Below are 17,332 nucleotides of genomic sequence, written 5' to 3'. Positions count from 1 at the left end.
AGGGCAGAACATGGCGCGGCCATCTGGTAGTGTCGAGCAGCCGGGGGAAGGATGCCTGTTAAAATAGAAATAAGTCATCCGAAGACCACTCCAAACACGAAAACACGTTCAGCCATGCAATGCGACGATGGCCTCGATCTCGACGGTGATATTGCCGGGCAGCGAGCCGAAGCCGACCGCCGAGCGGGCATGTTCGCCGGCCGCGCCGAATACGGCGATCAACAGATCCGAGCAGCCGTTGATGACGCTCGGATGATCCTCGAACTCGGGCATGGCATTCACCATGCCGAGCAGCTTGACCACCCGCCTGACGCGGGAGAGATCGCCAAGCGCTTCATGCATGACGGCAAGCAGGTTGATGCCGGTCAGCCGCGCATGTCGGTAAGCTTCCTCGACACCAACTCCGCCGCCGACCTTGCCGGCATGCAGGAAGCCATCGGCCTCGCGCGGGCCCTGGCCTGACAGATAGAGCATGTTGCCTTCTAGCACATGCGTCACGAAATTGGCGATCGGCGGCGGTGGCGGCGGCAGCGTTATGCCGAGCGCGGCTAACCGTTGGTAAGGCGAGTTCTCGACCTTGCCGGCGGCGGCGGGGAACTGATTCACGCGAACTCCTGTCATGCGAATTTCTATTGGCGGATTTGGATTGGGCGACCTCTGGTCGGCGGATTAAAGGTCCTTGCGAAGTCTTGGATCGAGCATGTCTCTCAGGCCGTCGCCGACCATCTGCAGCGACAGCACCGAGAGGACGATCGCCACGCCGGGGAAAACGGTCATCCAGTCGGCCTGCCCGATATATTGCCGGCCGGCAGCGATCATCGTTCCCCAGGTCGGCACTTCGGGGCTGACGCCGAGGCCGAGGAAGGAGAGGCCGGCTTCGGCAAGCATGGCGCTGGCAAAGAGGAAGGTGGCCTGTACCAGGATCAGCGACAGCAGATTGCGCAGCACGTGTCGCGTCATGATGTGGAAGGTCGAGATGCCAAGCGCCCTCGCCGCCTCGACATAGGGCAGCTCGCGGATGACAAGCGTCGAGGCACGGACGATACGGGCAAGGCGCGGCGAGTAGACGATCGACAGCGCAATGATGACCGTCGTCAAGGACGGGCCGAGAGCGGCGACGAGGGCGATGGCGAGCAGGATATCCGGAAAGGCCATCATCGCGTCGATCAGCCGGGCGATCGGCGTATCGAGCTTTTGAAAGAAGCCGGCAAGCAGGCCGAGCGTCACGCCGATGGCGGCCGACAAGGCGACGACCGCCGCACCGACGAGCAGCGACAGGCGGCCGGCGAAAATCGTGCGCGAGAAGACGTCGCGGCCGAACTCGTCAGTACCGAAAAAGAAGACGCCGCTCGGCGGCTTCAGACGGTTGACGATGGAAAGCTTCGACGGCGAATAGGGCGCGACCACCGGTGCTAACACCGCCAGCAGCACGAAGACCGTCAGGATCAGCAGGCCCAAGGCCACCGTCCTGCGCTTCATCAGGCGGCGGACGAACTTGATGCCTTCGCTTTCGACGGGTTTGATTGCCACATCCGCCATCAGTAGCGCACCCTCGGATCGACCAGCAGGTAGAGCATGTCGATCGCAAAATTGATCAGCACGTAGAGGGCGGCGATGACGAGCAGCGCCCCTTGAATGACGGGATAGTCGCGGCGCAAAACCGCCGAAACGACGAGATTGCCGACACCCGGCAGTCCGAAAACGGTTTCGGTGACGACAGCGCCCGAGATCAGCACCGCCGCCGTCAGGCCGAGCACCGTCAGTATCGGGATCAGCGCATTCTTCAGCGCGTGCTTGAGGATGACCTTGCGCTCGATTAGCCCCTTGGCGCGCGCCGTGCGGATATAATCGTCGCCGAGCACATCGAGCATAGAGGCACGGGTGAAGCGCAGGATCAGCGCCGAAGAAACGATGCCGAGCGCAAAGGCCGGCAGCGTCAGATGATACATCCGGTCGATGAAAGTCGAGCCCGGGCCGCCATAGCCGGAGACCGGGAAGAGATTGAACCGGACAGCGAAGAACTGCATCAGAATGAGACCGAGCCAGAAGCTTGGAATGCTAGCAGCGAACATGGCAAGCGTCGTTGCCGCCTGGTCAATGAAGGACCCGCGCCGATAGGCGGCATAGATGCCGATCGGCAGGGCGATGGCGCTGGCGATGGCAAGCGAAAACAGCGTCAGGAAGAAAGTCGGCTCGGCCCGGTCGATGAGCGCGGATGTGACCGGCATGTTAAGGAAGATCGACTGACCGAGATCGCCCTTCAGCAGTTCGCCTATGTAATAGACATATTGCAGGCCGAGCGACTGATCGAGGCCGAGCCGGGCCCGGAGATCGGCAATATCCTGCGGCGTCGCATCCGGCCCGAGCATGACGGCGGCCGGATCTCCCGGAGTCACGCGCACGATGACGAAGACGATCGTGACGACCAGGAACATCACGACCATCATGCCGAACAGGCGTTGGAGGATGTAGCGTATCATGAATGCCGGCCTTCAATCCCTTGCAGATGCGGCAGAAAAGATGACCGGTACCGGTCCCGAAGGGCGGCACCGGCGGTGTTGCTTACTTCTTGATCGAGGCGTTCCAGAAATATGGCCACGGAGCCGGATCGACGCCTTCGAGCTTGATCGACTTCGCCGAGACGGCGTTGAAATCGCCGATCTTCATGAAGGGTGCGTCTGTATAAACGGCCTTCTGGACATCGGCCCAGAGCGCCACGCGCTTCTTCGGATCGACCTCGGAGGTGAAGGCATCGACCGCGGCCTTGCGGGCCGGCGTGTCCCACCAGCCGGGCGAACTCGTCGACAGCGAGCCGATGAGGGCCGGCTCCGGCAGGAAGGGACTGTGGGTGATGTAGATATCCCACAGCTTCGGATCGGTGCGGCGCTGCGTCAGCGTCGCCCAGTCCACCACCTGCATATCGACGGTGAAGCCGGCAAGTTTCAGATATTCGGCGGCGACCTGCGCCATCTTGTAATGGAACTCGTATTGGCGGCTGGTCAGGATGCGGATCGGCTCGCCATTGTAGCCGGCCTTCTTGGCAGCGGCCGCCGCCCCTTCCGGATCGGCGACATTATAGGAGCCCTCGGCGCCGGCATCCGTCGACCAGGCAAAGGACTTCGGGTAGATGGCGCCGTCGAGCGCATAGAAATCCTTGCTGCCGAAGGCCGCCGCCAGCATATCTTCCATGCTGAGCGCCTGGCGGATCGCCTTGCGCACATCGACCTTGGCAGCCACACCTTCCTTGGTGTTGAAGACAAAAACCGGATAACCGAAGGGCTTCAGCATGACCGGCTGCGCGGCGGTCGAGGCCTTTAGCTTGTCGTAGGATTCGACCGGGATCGAGTCGACATAGTCGTACTGCCCGGAAACGGCGGCCTCGACGCGGGTGTTCGGGTCCGGCACCGGCACGAAGCGGATTTCATCGAGATATTGATGACGCGCGCCGCCATAACCATCGCTCTCGCCGCTGCGCGGCTTGTACCCATCGAAGCGGACAAGCTGGATATACTGGTCGGCTTTCCGTTCCTTCAGCATATAGGGTCCGGTGCCGATGAACTCCTTCATCGGCTCGTCCTGTTTTTCGGACGGGATGATGATCGCCGCCGAATTGTTGAAGGCGAGCAGCGAGGTCAGCGGCGCATAGGGCTGCTTCAGCGTGATCGTAACCATCGAAGGATCGGTAGCCGCGATCTTGTCGATAAAGCCGGCCACCTGCTTGCCGCGCGAGGCGATCTTCATCCAGCGGGTAAGCGAAGCGACCACATCCTCGGACGTCATATCGGTATTGTCGTGGAACTTGACGCCAGTCCTGAGCTTGATCGTATAGGTTTTGCCGTCGGCGCTGATCTCGGGCAGGCTTTCAGCGAGAAGCGGCGTGACGTTCCAGCTCTTGTCGAAAGTGTAGAGCGTCTCGAAAATATGCTGCGTGACGATGCCGACGAGATCAGCCGTGGACGACATCGGATCGAGCGTCGGCGGCTCGCCGATCGTCGCGACATTGATGACGCCGCCCTTTTCCTGAGCGAGCAGGGTCGAAGGCAGGGCGACGAGCGCGGTGCCGAGAAGGAATGCGACGAATGTTTTCATATGAGAGCTCCCGATTTAATTCCACAATTATGTAATTCATCTTTTTGTAACAGAATAGAAGCTGAAGCTATCGTGTCAAGCATGAGCGGTCGATTATGCAGCCGCGGATGGCGCGTTTCCGGAAAGCACCATCTTCAGCTGCGCTAGTTCTCCGCACGGGGCCTGCGTGATACGCCAAGTGAGACGACTGCCCTGCGGCAAGATTAAAGGAAGGGAGAAGCGAATGAGCATCGACTTCAATGACGGGAAATGGCTGAACGAGCCGGCCAGCTGGCACGCCGACGAAACCGGCCTGACGATGACGACAGGCGAAAAGACCGATTTCTGGCGCGAGACCTATTACGGCTTCACCCGCGACACCGGCCACTTCCTCGCCTTTCCCACGGGCGACAGCTTCACCGCACAGATCCGCGTCCAGGGCGAATTCCGCACCCTCTACGATCAGGCCGGCCTGATGGTACGCATCGACGAGAGCCGCTGGGTGAAAACAGGCGTCGAATTCACCGACGGCGAAGCCTTCCTCAGCACCGTCGTCACCGACGGAAAGTCAGACTGGTCGGTGTCGCAGCCCTTCAAGGAATTGGAGGATTTCCGCATCCGTGTGACTGTCGCAAACGGCGCCGTGCGCATCCAGGGCTCCCGCGACGGTAGCCGCTGGCCGTTGCTGCGGCTAGCACCCTTCCCGGCTGCCGATCGCTATGAGGTCGGGCCGACAGCCTGTACGCCGGAGCGGAGTGGTTTGAGGGTTCGATTTTCGGAGTTTTCAATCAGCCCGGCTATTACGACGGGGCTGCATGATTTGAGTTAGGCAAAATTGGATGCCTTCAGGATTGCGCTGGGAAGGCCTCCAGCAATGTCCACGCCCAAGGGCAGCCGCTCCGAAATACCGGAATACTCACTTTCGGAGTGACAGCCGCGCCCTTCTCTGCGAAAAAGAGCGTGATGAGAGACAGGGGCGTTCGTCGACAGACGGGCTGAGAAGAACCCTTCGAACCTGAACCGGATAATGCCGGCGGAGGGAGTCGCTCGGGGCACCGCCGTAAGAGCAGCGCCCCGCGCCCGCCCCCGCCTGAAAGGGGCACCATGCAGAGCAAGATCACGTCGGGAGCCATGCTGAAGGCGATGCGCGAAAAGCCGCCGCTCGTTCAGTGCATCACCAATTATGTCGCGATGAATATCGCGGCCAACGTCCTGCTGGCCGCGGGCGCTTCGCCCGCCATGGTGCATGCCGCTGAAGAAGCCGGCGAATTCGCCGGCATCGCCAATGCTTTGACCATCAACATCGGCACGCTCTCGACGCAATGGCTCGAAGGCATGCAGGGGGCTGCCAAGGCCGCCATTGCGGCCGGCAAACCCTGGGTGCTCGATCCGGTGGCCCATTACGCCACGGGCTTCCGTCGCGCCGCGGTGGCCGACCTTCTGGAGCTTCGCCCGACGATTATCCGCGGCAACGCCTCCGAGATCATCGCGCTTGCCGGCGGCGAGAGCCGTGGTCAGGGCGTCGACAGCCGCGATCCAGTCGAACAGGCGGAGGATTCGGCACGGCGGCTGGCGAAGAGGCAGCGGACCATCGTCGCCGTCACCGGTGCTGTCGATTTCGTCACCGATGGCGCGAGGGCAGTCCGTATTGCGGGCGGATCGGCCCTGATGCCGCAGGTCACCGCGCTCGGCTGCTCGCTCACCTGCCTCGTCGGCGCCTTTGCCGCGACCGCGCCCGAAGATCTCTTCGGCGCGACTGTCGCCGCGCTTGCGACCTTCGCCGTCGCCGGCGAAGATGCAGCGCTCGGCGCCGCCGGCCCGGGCTCCTTTTCCTGGCGCTTCCTCGATGCGCTGGCTGCGATCGACGCCGAAACGCTCGATGCCAGGGCAAGGGTATCGGTCGCATGAAGCGCTTCGACCTTTCGCTCTATCTCGTTCTCGATCCCGATCTCTGCGCCGGAATCGGCATGATCGAGACGGCGCGGCTTGCCGTTGCCGGCGGCGCGACGATGGTGCAGTTGCGCGACAAACATGCCGGCACGGCCAGCATGATCGAGACCGGCCGCGCCTTGAGAGAGGCGCTCGTTGGAACCGGCGCCCTCCTCATCGTTAATGACGATGTCGAGGCTGCGGTCGCGATCGGCGCCGATGGCCTGCATGTCGGCCAGGAGGATATGAATGCGCGCAGGGCACGAGACATGATCGGACCCGAGATGATCCTTGGTCTCTCGGTGGAAACAGCCCGGCTCGCTGCCGCCGTCGACCCTGATATTGTCGATTATGCCGGCGTCGGACCTGTCTTTGCGACGCCGACCAAGGCTGATCACAAACAGCCGGTCGGCTTTGATGGTCTTGCCAGGCTGGTGAAGGCCTCGCCGGTGCCGTCCGTCGCCATCGGCGGCCTCAAGGCGGAGCATGTGGCCGAAGTGTTTGCAGCCGGCGCCGAAGGGCTTGCCGTCGTCTCCGCCATTGCGGGCACGCCGGACCCCGAGGCCGCCGCCCGCCGCATCGCCGCAGAAATCCGAAAGGTCCGCCCATGATCCGCAACGTCCTCTCCATCGCCGGCTCGGATCCCTCCGGCGGCGCCGGCATCCAGGCCGATCTCAAGGCGTTTGGCGCCCGTGGCGTTTACGGCATGGCAGTGCTCACAGCGTTAACGGCACAGAACACGCAAGGGGTGACCGGCGTGCATCTGGTGCCCCCGCAATTCGTCGCCGATCAGATCGATGCCGTCTTCGCCGATGTGCGCGTCGACGCCGTCAAGATCGGCATGATCGCCAATGCCGGCATAGCCGAGGCTGTCGCCGCAGCCCTTGCCGGTCGACCGGGAATCCCCATCGTTCTCGACCCGGTGATGATCGCCAAGGGTGGGGCCGCCCTGCTCGCGCCCGAAGCGGTCGACGTGTTGACCCGGCTGCTGCTGCCGCTCGCAACCCTCCTTACCCCGAACCTGCCCGAGGCCGCGGCCCTGTTGCACCAGCCGGTCGCGACCAATCGCGATGAGATGGCGGCGCAGGCCGAGCGGCTGCGCGCGCTTGGCCCCGCCGCCGTATTGGTCAAGGGTGGCCATCTCGGCAGCGACGAGAGCCCAGACGTGCTTGCCACGGCCGACGGCCTGCACTGGTTCGAGGCCAGGCGAGTGCCAACGAAAAATACACACGGCACTGGCTGCACGCTCTCCAGCGCACTGGCCGCCGAGCTTGCCAAGGGCGCATCGGCCGAGCAAGCCGTCGCCATTGCGAAGGATTACCTTGCCGATGCAGTCGCCGCCGCCGGCAGTCTCACTGTCGGCTCCGGACATGGCCCGGTGCAGCATTTTCATGCGCTTTGGAAGCACGGCGAATAACCGATCCCGCCGAAAGGCGCAGGCTTAGGATTATGAGAGAAAAACGGCCCGGCCTCCCCGGGCCGTTTTCATTCGCGCCAGCTGGCGCTGGTCCGAAGCCGGGCGCACCGCTCCATTTGAAAATCCCTGTTGACAAGCCCATTTAGATAGCCAAGTCTATGACATTAAACGGATATATATTCCGCTATAAAGGAATATCTGGAGGAGAGACAGGTGCCAGACCTGCTTGTGAGCTTATATTCCAACAGGCTCGCCGACCTGAAAGAGCGGGCCGATAATGTCCGCGCCTCCATTCGTCCGGCTCTTCCACCGGAACTGCACCTGGTCGTCAACTGGGTTCGCGAACGATTCAGCGAGAATTGGGCGAGTGAAGTTTCGGTTGCCTTTTCCCGCCAACCCGTCGCCTGCCAGATTGCCGTCGACGGCGGCAAGCTGCTCGGCTTTGCCTGCTATGACACGACGGCCCGCGGCTTCTTCGGCCTAACCGGCGTCGATCCCGAGGCGCGTGGCAAGGGCATCGGTCTCGCGCTGTTTTCCGCCTGCCTTCAGACGATGAAGGCGCTCGGCCATGCCTATGCCTTCATCGGCGATGCCGGGCCGGTCGATTTCTACGCCAGCACCGCGGGTGCGATCGCCATCCCTGCCCCCGACAAGGGCATTTACGAAGGCATGCTGCGAAGCGCGCCGAAATGACCAGCTGATACCGGAGTTCCAGAAGTGTCCTCGACCCCGCTCGCCCTTTTTGTCGGTCTCCCGAACCCTGCGATTTCGGATGACGAATTCGCCCTGTTTCGCGAGACCAATCCGCTCGGCCTGTTCGTCGGCCGGCGCAATCAGCGCGAGCCGGAGCAGACAAAGCGGCTGATCGAACGCTTCCGCGAAGCCGTCGGACGAGAGGATGCGCCCGTCTTCACCGACCAGGAAGGCGGCCGCGTCCAGCATCTCGACGCCGGTCCCTGGCCGCTCTTCCGCAGCTTCGGCCAGTTCGCCGAACTGGCCCGCCGCGATTTCGATCTCGGCAAAAAAGCACTGCGCCTTTCCTCCCAGGCCATGGGCGCGATGATGACGGAACTCGGCCTTTCCAGCGGCTGCTCGCCCGTTCTCGACCTCGTCTTCGAGACGACGAGTGCGGTCATCGGCGCCCGCTCCTTCGGCCCCGATCCCGACTTCATCGCTGCCCTCGGCCGTGAGGTGGTCGACGGGCTGCTAGAGACCGGCAACATGCCGGTCATGAAGCATATTCCCGGCCACGGCCGCGCCACGCTCGACTCCCACAAGGAGCGTCCGGTCGTCGATGCCAGCCGTGAGACGCTCACCGCCACCGATTTCAAGCCTTTCGTCGCACTGAAGGATACGCCCTGGGCCATGGTCGCCCATGTCGTCTACTCGACCTACGATGCCGAATTGCCGGCATCCGTCTCTCCTGTCATGCACGACGTGATCCGCAAAGAGATGGGTTACGAGGGCGTGCTGATCTCCGACTGCATCTTCATGCAGTCGCTCACGGGCACCTTGCCGGAACGCGTCGCCCAAGTCCTCGATGCGGGTTTCGATATCGCCCTCCACAGCCACGGGGACGTCAGGGAAAGCGAAGCCGCCGCCAAGGCCGCCCGCCCGCTCACGGATGCCGCTCTGAAGCGTATCGCCGCCGGCAAGGCTCGCCTCGGCAATCTCAAGATCGACGTCCGCGCCGCCCATGCCGAGGTGGAAGACATGTTTGCCAGCGTGCCGGCCGCCTGACCGGCAGATCATTTTTCACGCATAAGAAAAGGGGAATGGAACATGAAAAAATATCTATTTGCAGCCGCCGCACTGACGCTGCTTTCGGGATCCGCCATGGCGCAAACGATCCTGACGGCGAATATCGAACCGGCCACGACCTGGGTTCGCAACTTCAACCCGTTCAACCAGACCTCGGCGCGCCAATCGACGCTCGATTTCATCTATGAGCCGCTGGTTATTTTCAATCGCTTCGACAGCAACAAGCCGGTCTATCGCCTGGCCGAAAGCTTCAAGCTCTCCGACGACCTGAAGAGCATCGACTTCAAGCTGCGCCCGAACCTGAAATGGTCTGATGGCAAACCGCTGACGGCAGCCGACGTCAAGTTCACCTATGATTATCTGAAAAAGTTCCCGGCGCTCGACTTCGTCAGCATCTGGACCTTCGTCACCGACGTGCAGGCCGTCGACGGCCAGACGGTGCGCTTCGCGCTTGCCAATCCGAGCTCGCTTGCTGCCGAGCAGATCTCGCAGCTGCCGATCGTTCCCGAACATGTCTGGAAGGATGTCGCCGATCCTGTCACCTTCGCCAACGAGAACCCGGTGGGCAGCGGGCCGTTGACCGAGGTGCCGCGCTTCACCGGCCAGACCTACGACCAGTGCCGCAACCCGAATTACTGGGACAATGCGCATCTGAAGGTCGACTGCATTCGCTTCCCGCAGCTTGCCGACAACAACCAGATCCTGACGGCGACCGCCGACGGCACGCTCGACTGGGGCGTCTCCTTCATTCCCGATATCGACAACGTCTATGTCGCGAAGGACCCGGCGCATTTCCATTACTGGTATTCACCGAGCAGCATGGTCGCCTTCCTGTTCAATCTGGAAACGGCGAACGAGAACAATAGAAAGGCCTTCAACGATGTGAAATTCCGCCGCGCCATCGGTATGGCGCTCGATCGCAAAACGATGATCGACGTCGCCGGCTACGGCTATCCGACGCTGAACGAAGACCCCGGCCTGATGGGCGAGCTCTACAGGAGCTGGGCGGATCCGTCCGTCAAGGCCGACTTCGGCAAGTTCGCGACCTATGACGCCGACGCCGCCAAGGCCCTGCTCGACGAGGCCGGCTACAAGGACAAGGACGGCGACGGCTTCCGTGATAATCCCGACGGCAGCAAGATCTCCTTCTCGATCATCGTCCCGAACTCCTGGACGGACTGGGTCGACACGGTCAACATCGCCGTCGAAGGCATGCAGGCGGTCGGCATCGACGCCAAGATCGAAACGCCTGAAGAAGCCGTCTGGACCGGCAACCTCATCGCCGGCAAGTTCGATGCGGCGATCAACAGCCTGCCGGCTTCGGCCTCGCCTTATTATCCCTACAAGCGCGCCTTCAGTGCTTCCGACAAGGGAAAGACCCGCTTCACCGCGCAGCGCTGGTTTAACCCCGATGTCGAAAAACTCGTCACCGAATTCACCCAGACCGCCGATCTTGCCAAGCAGAAAGAGGTGATGAACAAGGCGCAACGCATCGTCGCCGAAAACATGCCGATGATTCCGGTGTTCAACAATCCGAACTGGTACCAGTACAACACCAAGCGCTTCACCGGCTGGTCGACCAAGGAAAATCCCTTCGTCAATCCGTCGATCTCGCGCACCAATCCGGCACGCCTGCTGAACCTGCTTGCCCTGGAACCCGTGAAGTAAGCATCACGATCTCCGGAAGCGGCGTATGAACGCCGCTTCCGTCACGACGGAGTTCTCATGGCTTTTCTGCTTCGCCGCCTCGTCTTCTACATGGCAGCCTTCATCGCCGCAGCGACGATCAACTTCTTCCTGCCGCGCCTGATGCCGGGCGATCCGGTGCAGATCATGTTTTCGAGTGCCGGCACCGAACTGCCGCCGGAAAGCCTGCAGGCGCTGAAGCTGACCTTCGGTTTCGTCGACGGCCCGCTCTGGCAACAATATCTCACCTATCTCGGCAGCATCTTCACCGGCGATCTCGGCCGCTCGATCAAATATTTCCCGCTGCCCGTCACCTCGTTGCTCGGCCATGCGCTCGTCTGGACCGTCGGCCTCATGGGAACGGCGACGATCGTCAGCTTCGCGCTCGGCACCTTGTTCGGTATCGTCGCCGCCTGGCGGCGCGGCAGCAGGTTCGATGTCGTCGTTTCCGTCGGCGCGATCTTCGCGACCTCGGTCCCGGCCGTCGTTACCTCGCTGATCGTGCTTTTCATCTTCGGTTTCACGCTCGGCTGGTTCCCGAACGGTTATGCCGCCGATCCCTCACTCGATCCGGCCTTCAGCCTGCACTATATCGGCAGCGTCGCCTATCACGGCATTCTGCCGATGGTGACGCTCTGCACCGTGCTGATCGGCGGCTTCACCGTCACCATGCGCAACAACATGATCAACCTGCTCGGCGAGGATTATATCGTCATGGCCCGCGCCAAGGGCCTTTCCGACAGGCATGTGATGCTCTGGTATGCGGCCCGCAACGCCCTGCTGCCGACCGTCTCCAGCCTTGCCATCGCCATCGGCACCATCCTCGGCGGTTCGCTGGTGACCGAAGTCGTCTACAACTATCCCGGCCTCGGCAACATTCTCTATCAGGCGATCCTCGCCCGCGATTATCCCGTCATCCAGGGCCAACTCCTCATCATGACCGCGACCATGCTGATCGCCAATTTCATCGTCGACGTCAGCTATATCCTGCTCGACCCGCGGCTGAAGGGCGCATGAGATGAAGACCCTGCTTCGGAACCGCAAGGCGCTCACCGGCCTCGCCATCATCGCTTTCATCATCGCCGTCGCGATCGCAGCGCCGCTGCTGACGCAGTACGATCCCGCCGCCCGCACCGGCAGGCCGCACCAGCCGCCGTCGCTCGACCATATCCTCGGCACGACCCGCATCGGCCAGGATGTCTTCGCCCGCCTGCTCTACGGCGCCCGCACCTCGCTTGCCGTCGGCTTCGGCGCCGGCCTGCTGATCACCTTCGTCGGCACCGCGCTCGGCATCATATCAGGCTATCGCGGCGGCAAGACCGACGAGGTCATCAGCTTCTTCACCAACATGGTGCTGGTCGTTCCCAACCTGCCGCTGCTCTTGGTGCTTGCCGCCTTCATCGGCCAGGCAAGCCCCATCGTCATCGCCCTCATCCTCGGCGCCACCTCCTGGGCCTGGGGCGCACGCGTCACTCGCGCCGAAACGCTCTCCGTCAAACACAAGGATTTCGTCAAATCGGCCGAGATGATGGGCGAGCCGCAATGGCGCATCATGACATTCGAGATCTTCCCCAACGTGATCTCGATCGTCGGCATCAATTTCATCGGCAGCGTCATCTTCGCCATCATCACCGAGGCGACGCTGGAATTCTTGGGCCTCGGCGATCCCGAAGCGATCTCCTGGGGAACGATGCTCTACAATGCCCAGAAGGCCTCCGCCCTTTCGGTAGGCGCCTGGTGGGATATCCTTACCCCCTGCTTCGCGCTTGCTTTCCTCGGCATCGGCATGTCGCTGCTGAACTTCGCCGTCGACGAGATCGCCAATCCGCGTCTCCGCACCGGCAATCAACTGAAGCGCTGGTCCCTGCTCGTCCGTTCCGGGGAGGGCCGCCTGTGACCCAGCCGCTGCTTTCGGTGAGGAACCTAACCATCGACTACATCGGCGAGGAGAAGGATTTCCGCGCCGTCGACGATGTCAGCTTCGATGTCGCACCGGGCGAAGTCTTCGGCCTTGCCGGCGAATCCGGCTGCGGCAAGAGCACCATCGCCTTTGCCATCAGCCGGCTGCACAAGCCGCCGGCATTGATCCGCAGGGAAAGCCGGATCCTGCTCGACGGCCGCGACGTGCTCAGCCTCGACCAGCAGGCGCTCAGCGCGTTCCGTTGGCGCGAGGTCGCCATGGTTTTCCAGAGCGCGATGAACTCGTTGAACCCTGTGCTGCGCATCGAGAGGCAGTTCTACGATGTGCTGCGCACCCACAAGAATATGAGCGGTGCGCAAGCGCGCGAACGCACTGCCGAGATGCTCAAGCTCGTCGACATCGCGCCGGACCGCATGTGCGACTATCCGCACCAGTTTTCCGGCGGCATGCGCCAGCGCATCGTCATCGCCATCTGCATGGCGCTCGATCCGAAGCTGGTCGTCATGGACGAGCCGACAACGGCGCTCGACGTCGTCGTTCAACGCGAAATCCTGCAGCGCATCAACGAGCTACGCCGCAGCTTTGGCTTCTCCGTGCTGTTCATCACCCATGATCTCGGGCTGATGGTGCAGTTCTGCGACCGTATCGGCATCATGCTTGCGGGCAAGCTTGTCGAGCAGAACGGCGCCGAGGCGATCTACAGGACGCCGAAACACGCCTACACGAAGAAGCTGTGGGCCTCCTTTCCCTCGCTTCATGGAAGCGTGCTGCTGTGAGCGATGCCATCCTTGCCCTCGACAAGGTGACGAAGACCTTCGGCCACGGCGCATCCGCCGTTCATGCCGCCCGCTCGATCTCCATTTCGCTGCATGCCGGCCGGGCGCTGGCGCTCGTCGGCGAATCCGGCAGCGGCAAGACCACCTGCGCGCGGATGGCGATGCGCGAATATCAGCCGACATCGGGGCAGATCCTCTTTAAAGGCCGCCCGGTGGAAGGGGCGAGAGCAAATGAGATCGCTCGCTATCGCCGCTCGGTACAGATGATCTTCCAGGACCCTTTCGCTTCGCTCAACCCGGCGCATACCATCGCCCATCATCTGAGGCGGCCCTTGAAGCTGCACCGGCCGGAGATCAACGGAGCTGAGATCGACATCACGGTCCGCAGACTGCTACAGCGCGTCAGACTCGATCCCGATCTCGTTGCGCCGAAATATCCGCATGAACTCTCCGGCGGTCAGCGCCAGCGCGTCAATATCGCCCGCGCCCTTGCCGTCAAGCCGGAGGTGATCGTTGCGGACGAACCGACCTCGATGCTCGACGTCTCGGTGCGCCTGGGGGTGCTCAACCTGTTGAACGAAATGAAGCAGGAGATGAAGCTCGGACTGCTCTACATCACCCATGACATCGCCACCGCCCGCTATGTGGCGGAGGACATCGCGGTAATGTATGCCGGCCAGATCATCGAATGGGGCAGCACCTCCAGCGTGATCGACAATCCGCTGCATCCCTATACAAGACTGCTGCTTTCGGCCGTGCCCGATCCCGATGTCCGTTTCGAAGACCCGAAAGCCCGGCTGAGGCCTGATGAAGTCGAGGATATCCGCCGCCGTTCTGCCGCGCCACAGGATGATATCGTCGAAGTGGAGCAGGGTCACTTCATCCGGATGGTCTAAGATCGGCTCGCTGGCCTCGCCCTTTGCGCTATGCTAGGGACGGTCCCTTTCATGTGAGGCGAAACCATCATGCTGCCCTGGATCCAGCTCGATTCCGCGACCATTCCCGGCGAAGACGGCGAACTCAGGCTGAAGCGGCGCGGCAGCGAATTCTCGATCATGCTCGGCGCCAACGAGCTGATGAACAGCCGCCTCAGCGGCTCGGAAGAAGCGCTGGCGACCCTTTCCTGGGAGCGGATCAAGGCGCATCCAAAGCCGAAAATACTGATCGGCGGGCTCGGCATGGGCTTTACCCTGCGCGCCGCCCTTGCCGTCCTTCCCCAGGATGCCAGGGTCATCGTCGCGGAACTGGTACCCGCTGTCGTCGCCTGGGCGCGCGGACCAATGGCCGAGGTCTTCAAGGGCTGTCTCGACGACCCGCGCGTCCACATTCACCAGGGCGATGTCGGCGAGGCGATCCGCGCCGGCAAGGCTGCCTATGACGCGATCCTGCTCGATGTCGACAACGGCCCGGACGGGTTGACTCGCAAATCCAATGATCGGCTCTACGATTTCGCCGGCCTTCGCGCCACCCGCGACGCGCTTCGCCCCGGCGGCGTGCTCGCCGTCTGGTCGTCCGGCCCTGATCCCGATTTCACACGCCGTCTCAAGGACAGCGGCTTCTCCGTCGACGTGGTCAATACCCGCGCCAGCCGCAAGCGCGGCGCCCGCCACGTGATCTGGCTGGCGGCCAAACCGGCTCGCTGAGACGAGCTCAGCCGCCGGAAGCGATTCTGCGCGCAGCGTTGATCGCTCGGCGAGCGCCGGCGCGCAGTTGCACGGTCTCCGCACCGGCGATGACCAGATCGAATCCGTACTTCAGCAGTTCCCCGGCCCGCTCGCCATCGCCGGCATAGGCGCAGGCGAATTTCCCGTGGGCGCGGCAGCGGGAAACGGCGTGCTGCATAGCGCTGTCGATCTCGGCGGCGTTCGGCGCCACCTGATCGCCGTTCGACAACGCGATCGAAAGATCGGCGGGGCCTACGAAAATGCCGTCGATGCCGGTGACGCCAAGAATGCCGTCGATCGCATCGAGCGCGGCGCGGGTCTCAACCATGGCGATGGCGACCGTGAGCTCGTTGGCGCTCCTGAGATAGGCATCGGCCGACAGGCCGGTATGGTTCAGCGCCAATGACGGCCCCCAGCTTCGCTCGCCGAGGGGCGGATATTTCGTGGTCCTGACCAGCGCTCGCGCATCTTCTGCCGAATTGATCATCGGCGCGATGATGCCGGAGGCGCCGGCATCGAGCAGGCGCGAGGCGGAAGCGAAATCGCCGACGGGTATGCGGGCGATGGCCGGCTTTCCGGCGAGACGAACCTGAGCGACGGCGTTTGCCGCCGATTGCATATCCCACATCCCGTGCTGCATATCGAGCACGACGGCATCGAAAGCCTCTTGCGCCAAATGGTTGACGAGCATGGCATCGGGGATGCCGACCCAGGCGGAGATCATGCCGCCCTGGTGCTTTCTGATACGGTCGGCAAAACCGTCGATTTCAGCTGCGCTCATGCCATTCTCCTCATTTCGACAGGCCGTCAGCGGCCGGATTTGCCGCCAGACGGCAGCAGCAATTCATCCTCTGCGGCGCAGCCGCGAGAGCATGACGATCACCACGATACCCGCTGCGGCCAGAATGGCTCCCCAGAGCATCCAGATCTTTTGAGCGATCATGAAACTGGACGCCGGATAGGGAAAATAGCCGCTTCCCTGCCCGATCCAGATCAGGCCGAGCAAGACCATGAGCAGACCTATGACATATCCGATCGTTTGCATGCTTCAGCTACCTTCGCCATCGATTCGGCCCCACAATGTCGATCGCGATCGCCGATGACAAGGCTTCTCCTGGACAGAACTGCAACCGCCGCTAATCATTTCTCTTCACCTCATCCGCCAGCCAGGCGCTGAGCCTCTCGCTGTGAACGTTTGGAGACCGCGGCGGCACCAGCCAGTAACCGTGGTCGGGCGCCTCCAGCGGTGGACCGGCTTCGACGAGCATGCGTGCCGAAAGAAGCGTATCGACGAGGCCCTTCCAGCCGATCGCGACGCCCTGCTCGCTGAGGGCGGCCTGGATGACCAAGGAATAGGTATTGAAGCTGATATCGCCGCGCCCGGCGTTGATGTCGCGCAGGACCGATAATTCGGCAAAGTAGCTGCGCCAGTCGAACCAGGGCGATGGCAGCGGTCCGTCAAGATGGATCAGCCGCGCCTTTGCGAGCTCTCTTGGATCGTCGAGGGGGCCGTTGCGATCGAGAAATCCGCGCGTGCAGACGGGCACGACCCTCTCCGGCAGCAGGAGCGTACCGACGGCTGCAAATTCCTTACGCGTACCGAAAACCACCGCGACATCGGCTTCATCGCGGAATCCGGCCGCAAGCCTCTGCGTCGCAATGATCTGTATGTCCGTTTCCGGATGCAGAAGGCGAAACCTCTCCATCCGTGGTATCAGCCAAAGTGCCGAGAATGCATAGTCTGTCCTGAGCCTGACGACCGGCCGTTGAGCTTCGACGCGAAAACTGCGGGCGAGTGCATCGATGTCGCCGACTGCCTTGGCGGTCACCGCGAGAAGGCGCTCGCCTTCCGCGGTCAGCTCGACGCCACGATGCTGGCGGCGCAGTAGGCTGACACCGAACTGGTCTTCCAGCCGGCGGATCTGGTAGCTGACGGCGGGCTGGGTCAGCCCGAGTAGCGTCGCAGCCGCCGAAAAACTGCCCAGTCGCGCGACTTCAACAAAAAGGCGCATCCATCCAAGCTCAGGGGGGTGCTCTGCCATAAAAATCCCTTTAGGCAGCCATCGAAAAAAAGCTGCCTTTACAGGCGCAATGATAGGCGCTTCAATAA

The 17,332-nt window shown here is 62.4% G+C and carries 19 protein-coding genes and 1 riboswitch; of the genes, 12 read left to right on the top strand and 7 right to left on the bottom strand.

Annotation, left to right across the window (positions count from 1 at the left end):
• Positions 1-108 precede the first annotated feature (108 nt).
• From NMA58_RS28925 to NMA58_RS28910, 4 genes are all read right to left on the bottom strand, one after another.
• Entirely contained in the window at positions 109-621 is a 513-nt protein-coding gene (locus tag NMA58_RS28925) for a RidA family protein (RefSeq protein ID WP_430958894.1), read from the bottom strand.
• A 48-nt stretch (positions 622-669) separates the two neighbouring features.
• The gene (locus NMA58_RS28920; RefSeq protein WP_434714546.1) at positions 670-1,539 is read right to left on the bottom strand and encodes an ABC transporter permease; all 870 of its coding nucleotides are present in this window, start codon (positions 1,537-1,539) and stop codon (positions 670-672) included.
• Positions 1,539-2,480, bottom strand: coding sequence for an ABC transporter permease (locus NMA58_RS28915; RefSeq protein WP_434714545.1), 942 nt, complete (start codon positions 2,478-2,480; stop codon positions 1,539-1,541). Before NMA58_RS28915 ends, NMA58_RS28920 begins: the two co-directional genes overlap by 1 nt.
• 82 nt (positions 2,481-2,562) lie before the next feature.
• Entirely contained in the window at positions 2,563-4,089 is a 1,527-nt protein-coding gene (locus NMA58_RS28910; RefSeq protein ID WP_434714544.1) for an ABC transporter substrate-binding protein, read from the bottom strand.
• 223 nt (positions 4,090-4,312) lie between these two features.
• Between NMA58_RS28910 and NMA58_RS28905 the strand changes: the two genes are divergently transcribed.
• From NMA58_RS28905 to NMA58_RS28850, 12 genes are all read left to right on the top strand, one after another.
• Positions 4,313-4,897 (top strand): DUF1349 domain-containing protein, encoded by a 585-nt coding sequence (locus NMA58_RS28905; protein WP_434714542.1) that lies wholly within the window; start codon positions 4,313-4,315, stop codon positions 4,895-4,897.
• Between the two features lie 133 nt (positions 4,898-5,030).
• A riboswitch (TPP riboswitch) is annotated at positions 5,031-5,127 on the top strand.
• A gap of 45 nt (positions 5,128-5,172) precedes the next feature.
• Positions 5,173-5,976 carry a hydroxyethylthiazole kinase gene (gene thiM, locus NMA58_RS28900; RefSeq protein ID WP_434714541.1) on the top strand — a complete coding sequence of 268 codons (804 nt, stop codon included), beginning with the start codon at positions 5,173-5,175 and terminating at the stop codon, positions 5,974-5,976.
• A complete protein-coding gene (gene thiE / locus NMA58_RS28895) occupies positions 5,973-6,608 on the top strand; it encodes a thiamine phosphate synthase (RefSeq protein WP_097600762.1) in 636 nt (211 codons plus the stop codon). Before thiM ends, thiE begins: the two co-directional genes overlap by 4 nt.
• Positions 6,605-7,414 (top strand): bifunctional hydroxymethylpyrimidine kinase/phosphomethylpyrimidine kinase, encoded by an 810-nt coding sequence (gene thiD, locus NMA58_RS28890; protein WP_434714539.1) that lies wholly within the window; start codon positions 6,605-6,607, stop codon positions 7,412-7,414. The genes thiE and thiD overlap by 4 nt, the downstream gene beginning before the upstream one ends.
• Before the next feature lie 213 nt (positions 7,415-7,627).
• The gene (locus NMA58_RS28885) at positions 7,628-8,107 is read left to right on the top strand and encodes a GNAT family N-acetyltransferase (RefSeq protein ID WP_434714538.1); all 480 of its coding nucleotides are present in this window, start codon (positions 7,628-7,630) and stop codon (positions 8,105-8,107) included.
• A gap of 24 nt (positions 8,108-8,131) precedes the next feature.
• The gene (locus NMA58_RS28880; protein ID WP_097600766.1) at positions 8,132-9,154 is read left to right on the top strand and encodes a glycoside hydrolase family 3 N-terminal domain-containing protein; all 1,023 of its coding nucleotides are present in this window, start codon (positions 8,132-8,134) and stop codon (positions 9,152-9,154) included.
• Positions 9,155-9,196: 42 nt separating this feature from the next.
• On the top strand, positions 9,197-10,843 hold the full coding sequence (locus tag NMA58_RS28875) for an ABC transporter substrate-binding protein (protein WP_434714537.1): 1,647 nt from the start codon (positions 9,197-9,199) through the stop codon (positions 10,841-10,843).
• Between the two features lie 57 nt (positions 10,844-10,900).
• The gene (locus NMA58_RS28870) at positions 10,901-11,878 is read left to right on the top strand and encodes an ABC transporter permease (RefSeq protein ID WP_434714536.1); all 978 of its coding nucleotides are present in this window, start codon (positions 10,901-10,903) and stop codon (positions 11,876-11,878) included.
• 1 nt (position 11,879) lies between these two features.
• Positions 11,880-12,758 (top strand): ABC transporter permease, encoded by an 879-nt coding sequence (locus tag NMA58_RS28865; protein ID WP_430958884.1) that lies wholly within the window; start codon positions 11,880-11,882, stop codon positions 12,756-12,758.
• On the top strand, positions 12,755-13,558 hold the full coding sequence (locus NMA58_RS28860) for an ABC transporter ATP-binding protein (protein WP_434714534.1): 804 nt from the start codon (positions 12,755-12,757) through the stop codon (positions 13,556-13,558). The genes NMA58_RS28865 and NMA58_RS28860 overlap by 4 nt, the downstream gene beginning before the upstream one ends.
• Positions 13,555-14,454 (top strand): ABC transporter ATP-binding protein, encoded by a 900-nt coding sequence (locus tag NMA58_RS28855; protein WP_434714533.1) that lies wholly within the window; start codon positions 13,555-13,557, stop codon positions 14,452-14,454. Before NMA58_RS28860 ends, NMA58_RS28855 begins: the two co-directional genes overlap by 4 nt.
• A gap of 69 nt (positions 14,455-14,523) precedes the next feature.
• Positions 14,524-15,201: a spermidine synthase gene (locus tag NMA58_RS28850; RefSeq protein WP_434714532.1), complete on the top strand. Its 678-nt coding sequence runs from the start codon at positions 14,524-14,526 to the stop codon at positions 15,199-15,201.
• A 7-nt stretch (positions 15,202-15,208) separates the two neighbouring features.
• Here NMA58_RS28850 and NMA58_RS28845 read toward each other — a convergent pair whose 3' ends face one another.
• The 3 genes from NMA58_RS28845 to NMA58_RS28835 all read right to left on the bottom strand — a co-directional run bounded on the left by NMA58_RS28845 (position 15,209) and on the right by NMA58_RS28835 (position 17,264).
• On the bottom strand, positions 15,209-16,003 hold the full coding sequence (locus NMA58_RS28845) for an HpcH/HpaI aldolase family protein (protein ID WP_434714531.1): 795 nt from the start codon (positions 16,001-16,003) through the stop codon (positions 15,209-15,211).
• Positions 16,004-16,066: 63 nt separating this feature from the next.
• A complete protein-coding gene (locus NMA58_RS28840; RefSeq protein ID WP_434714530.1) occupies positions 16,067-16,267 on the bottom strand; it encodes a hypothetical protein in 201 nt (66 codons plus the stop codon).
• Positions 16,268-16,358: 91 nt separating this feature from the next.
• The gene (locus tag NMA58_RS28835; RefSeq protein WP_430958880.1) at positions 16,359-17,264 is read right to left on the bottom strand and encodes a choline sulfate utilization transcriptional regulator; all 906 of its coding nucleotides are present in this window, start codon (positions 17,262-17,264) and stop codon (positions 16,359-16,361) included.
• Between the last annotated feature and the right edge of the window lie 68 nt (positions 17,265-17,332).

This window comes from Rhizobium sp. YTUHZ045 (assembly GCF_051124255.1).
Lineage (GTDB): Bacteria > Pseudomonadota > Alphaproteobacteria > Rhizobiales > Rhizobiaceae > Rhizobium.
Note: the sequence above shows the minus strand (reverse complement) of the source record. Positions and strands in the feature narration are given on the sequence as shown.

Excerpts from the sequence above, each read along its gene's own strand:
- NMA58_RS28925 (WP_430958894.1), bottom strand. The coding sequence starts at position 621 with ATGACAGGAGTTCGCGTGAATCAGTTCCCCGCCGCCGCCGGCAAGGTC.
- NMA58_RS28920 (WP_434714546.1), bottom strand. The coding sequence starts at position 1,539 with ATGGCGGATGTGGCAATCAAACCCGTCGAAAGCGAAGGCATCAAGTTC.
- NMA58_RS28915 (WP_434714545.1), bottom strand. The coding sequence starts at position 2,480 with ATGATACGCTACATCCTCCAACGCCTGTTCGGCATGATGGTCGTGATG.
- NMA58_RS28910 (WP_434714544.1), bottom strand. The coding sequence starts at position 4,089 with ATGAAAACATTCGTCGCATTCCTTCTCGGCACCGCGCTCGTCGCCCTG.
- NMA58_RS28905 (WP_434714542.1), top strand. The coding sequence starts at position 4,313 with ATGAGCATCGACTTCAATGACGGGAAATGGCTGAACGAGCCGGCCAGC.
- thiM (WP_434714541.1), top strand. The coding sequence starts at position 5,173 with ATGCAGAGCAAGATCACGTCGGGAGCCATGCTGAAGGCGATGCGCGAA.
- thiE (WP_097600762.1), top strand. The coding sequence starts at position 5,973 with ATGAAGCGCTTCGACCTTTCGCTCTATCTCGTTCTCGATCCCGATCTC.
- thiD (WP_434714539.1), top strand. The coding sequence starts at position 6,605 with ATGATCCGCAACGTCCTCTCCATCGCCGGCTCGGATCCCTCCGGCGGC.
- NMA58_RS28875 (WP_434714537.1), top strand. The coding sequence starts at position 9,197 with ATGAAAAAATATCTATTTGCAGCCGCCGCACTGACGCTGCTTTCGGGA.
- NMA58_RS28870 (WP_434714536.1), top strand. The coding sequence starts at position 10,901 with ATGGCTTTTCTGCTTCGCCGCCTCGTCTTCTACATGGCAGCCTTCATC.
- NMA58_RS28865 (WP_430958884.1), top strand. The coding sequence starts at position 11,880 with ATGAAGACCCTGCTTCGGAACCGCAAGGCGCTCACCGGCCTCGCCATC.
- NMA58_RS28850 (WP_434714532.1), top strand. The coding sequence starts at position 14,524 with ATGCTGCCCTGGATCCAGCTCGATTCCGCGACCATTCCCGGCGAAGAC.
- NMA58_RS28845 (WP_434714531.1), bottom strand. The coding sequence starts at position 16,003 with ATGAGCGCAGCTGAAATCGACGGTTTTGCCGACCGTATCAGAAAGCAC.
- NMA58_RS28840 (WP_434714530.1), bottom strand. The coding sequence starts at position 16,267 with ATGCAAACGATCGGATATGTCATAGGTCTGCTCATGGTCTTGCTCGGC.
- NMA58_RS28835 (WP_430958880.1), bottom strand. The coding sequence starts at position 17,264 with ATGGCAGAGCACCCCCCTGAGCTTGGATGGATGCGCCTTTTTGTTGAA.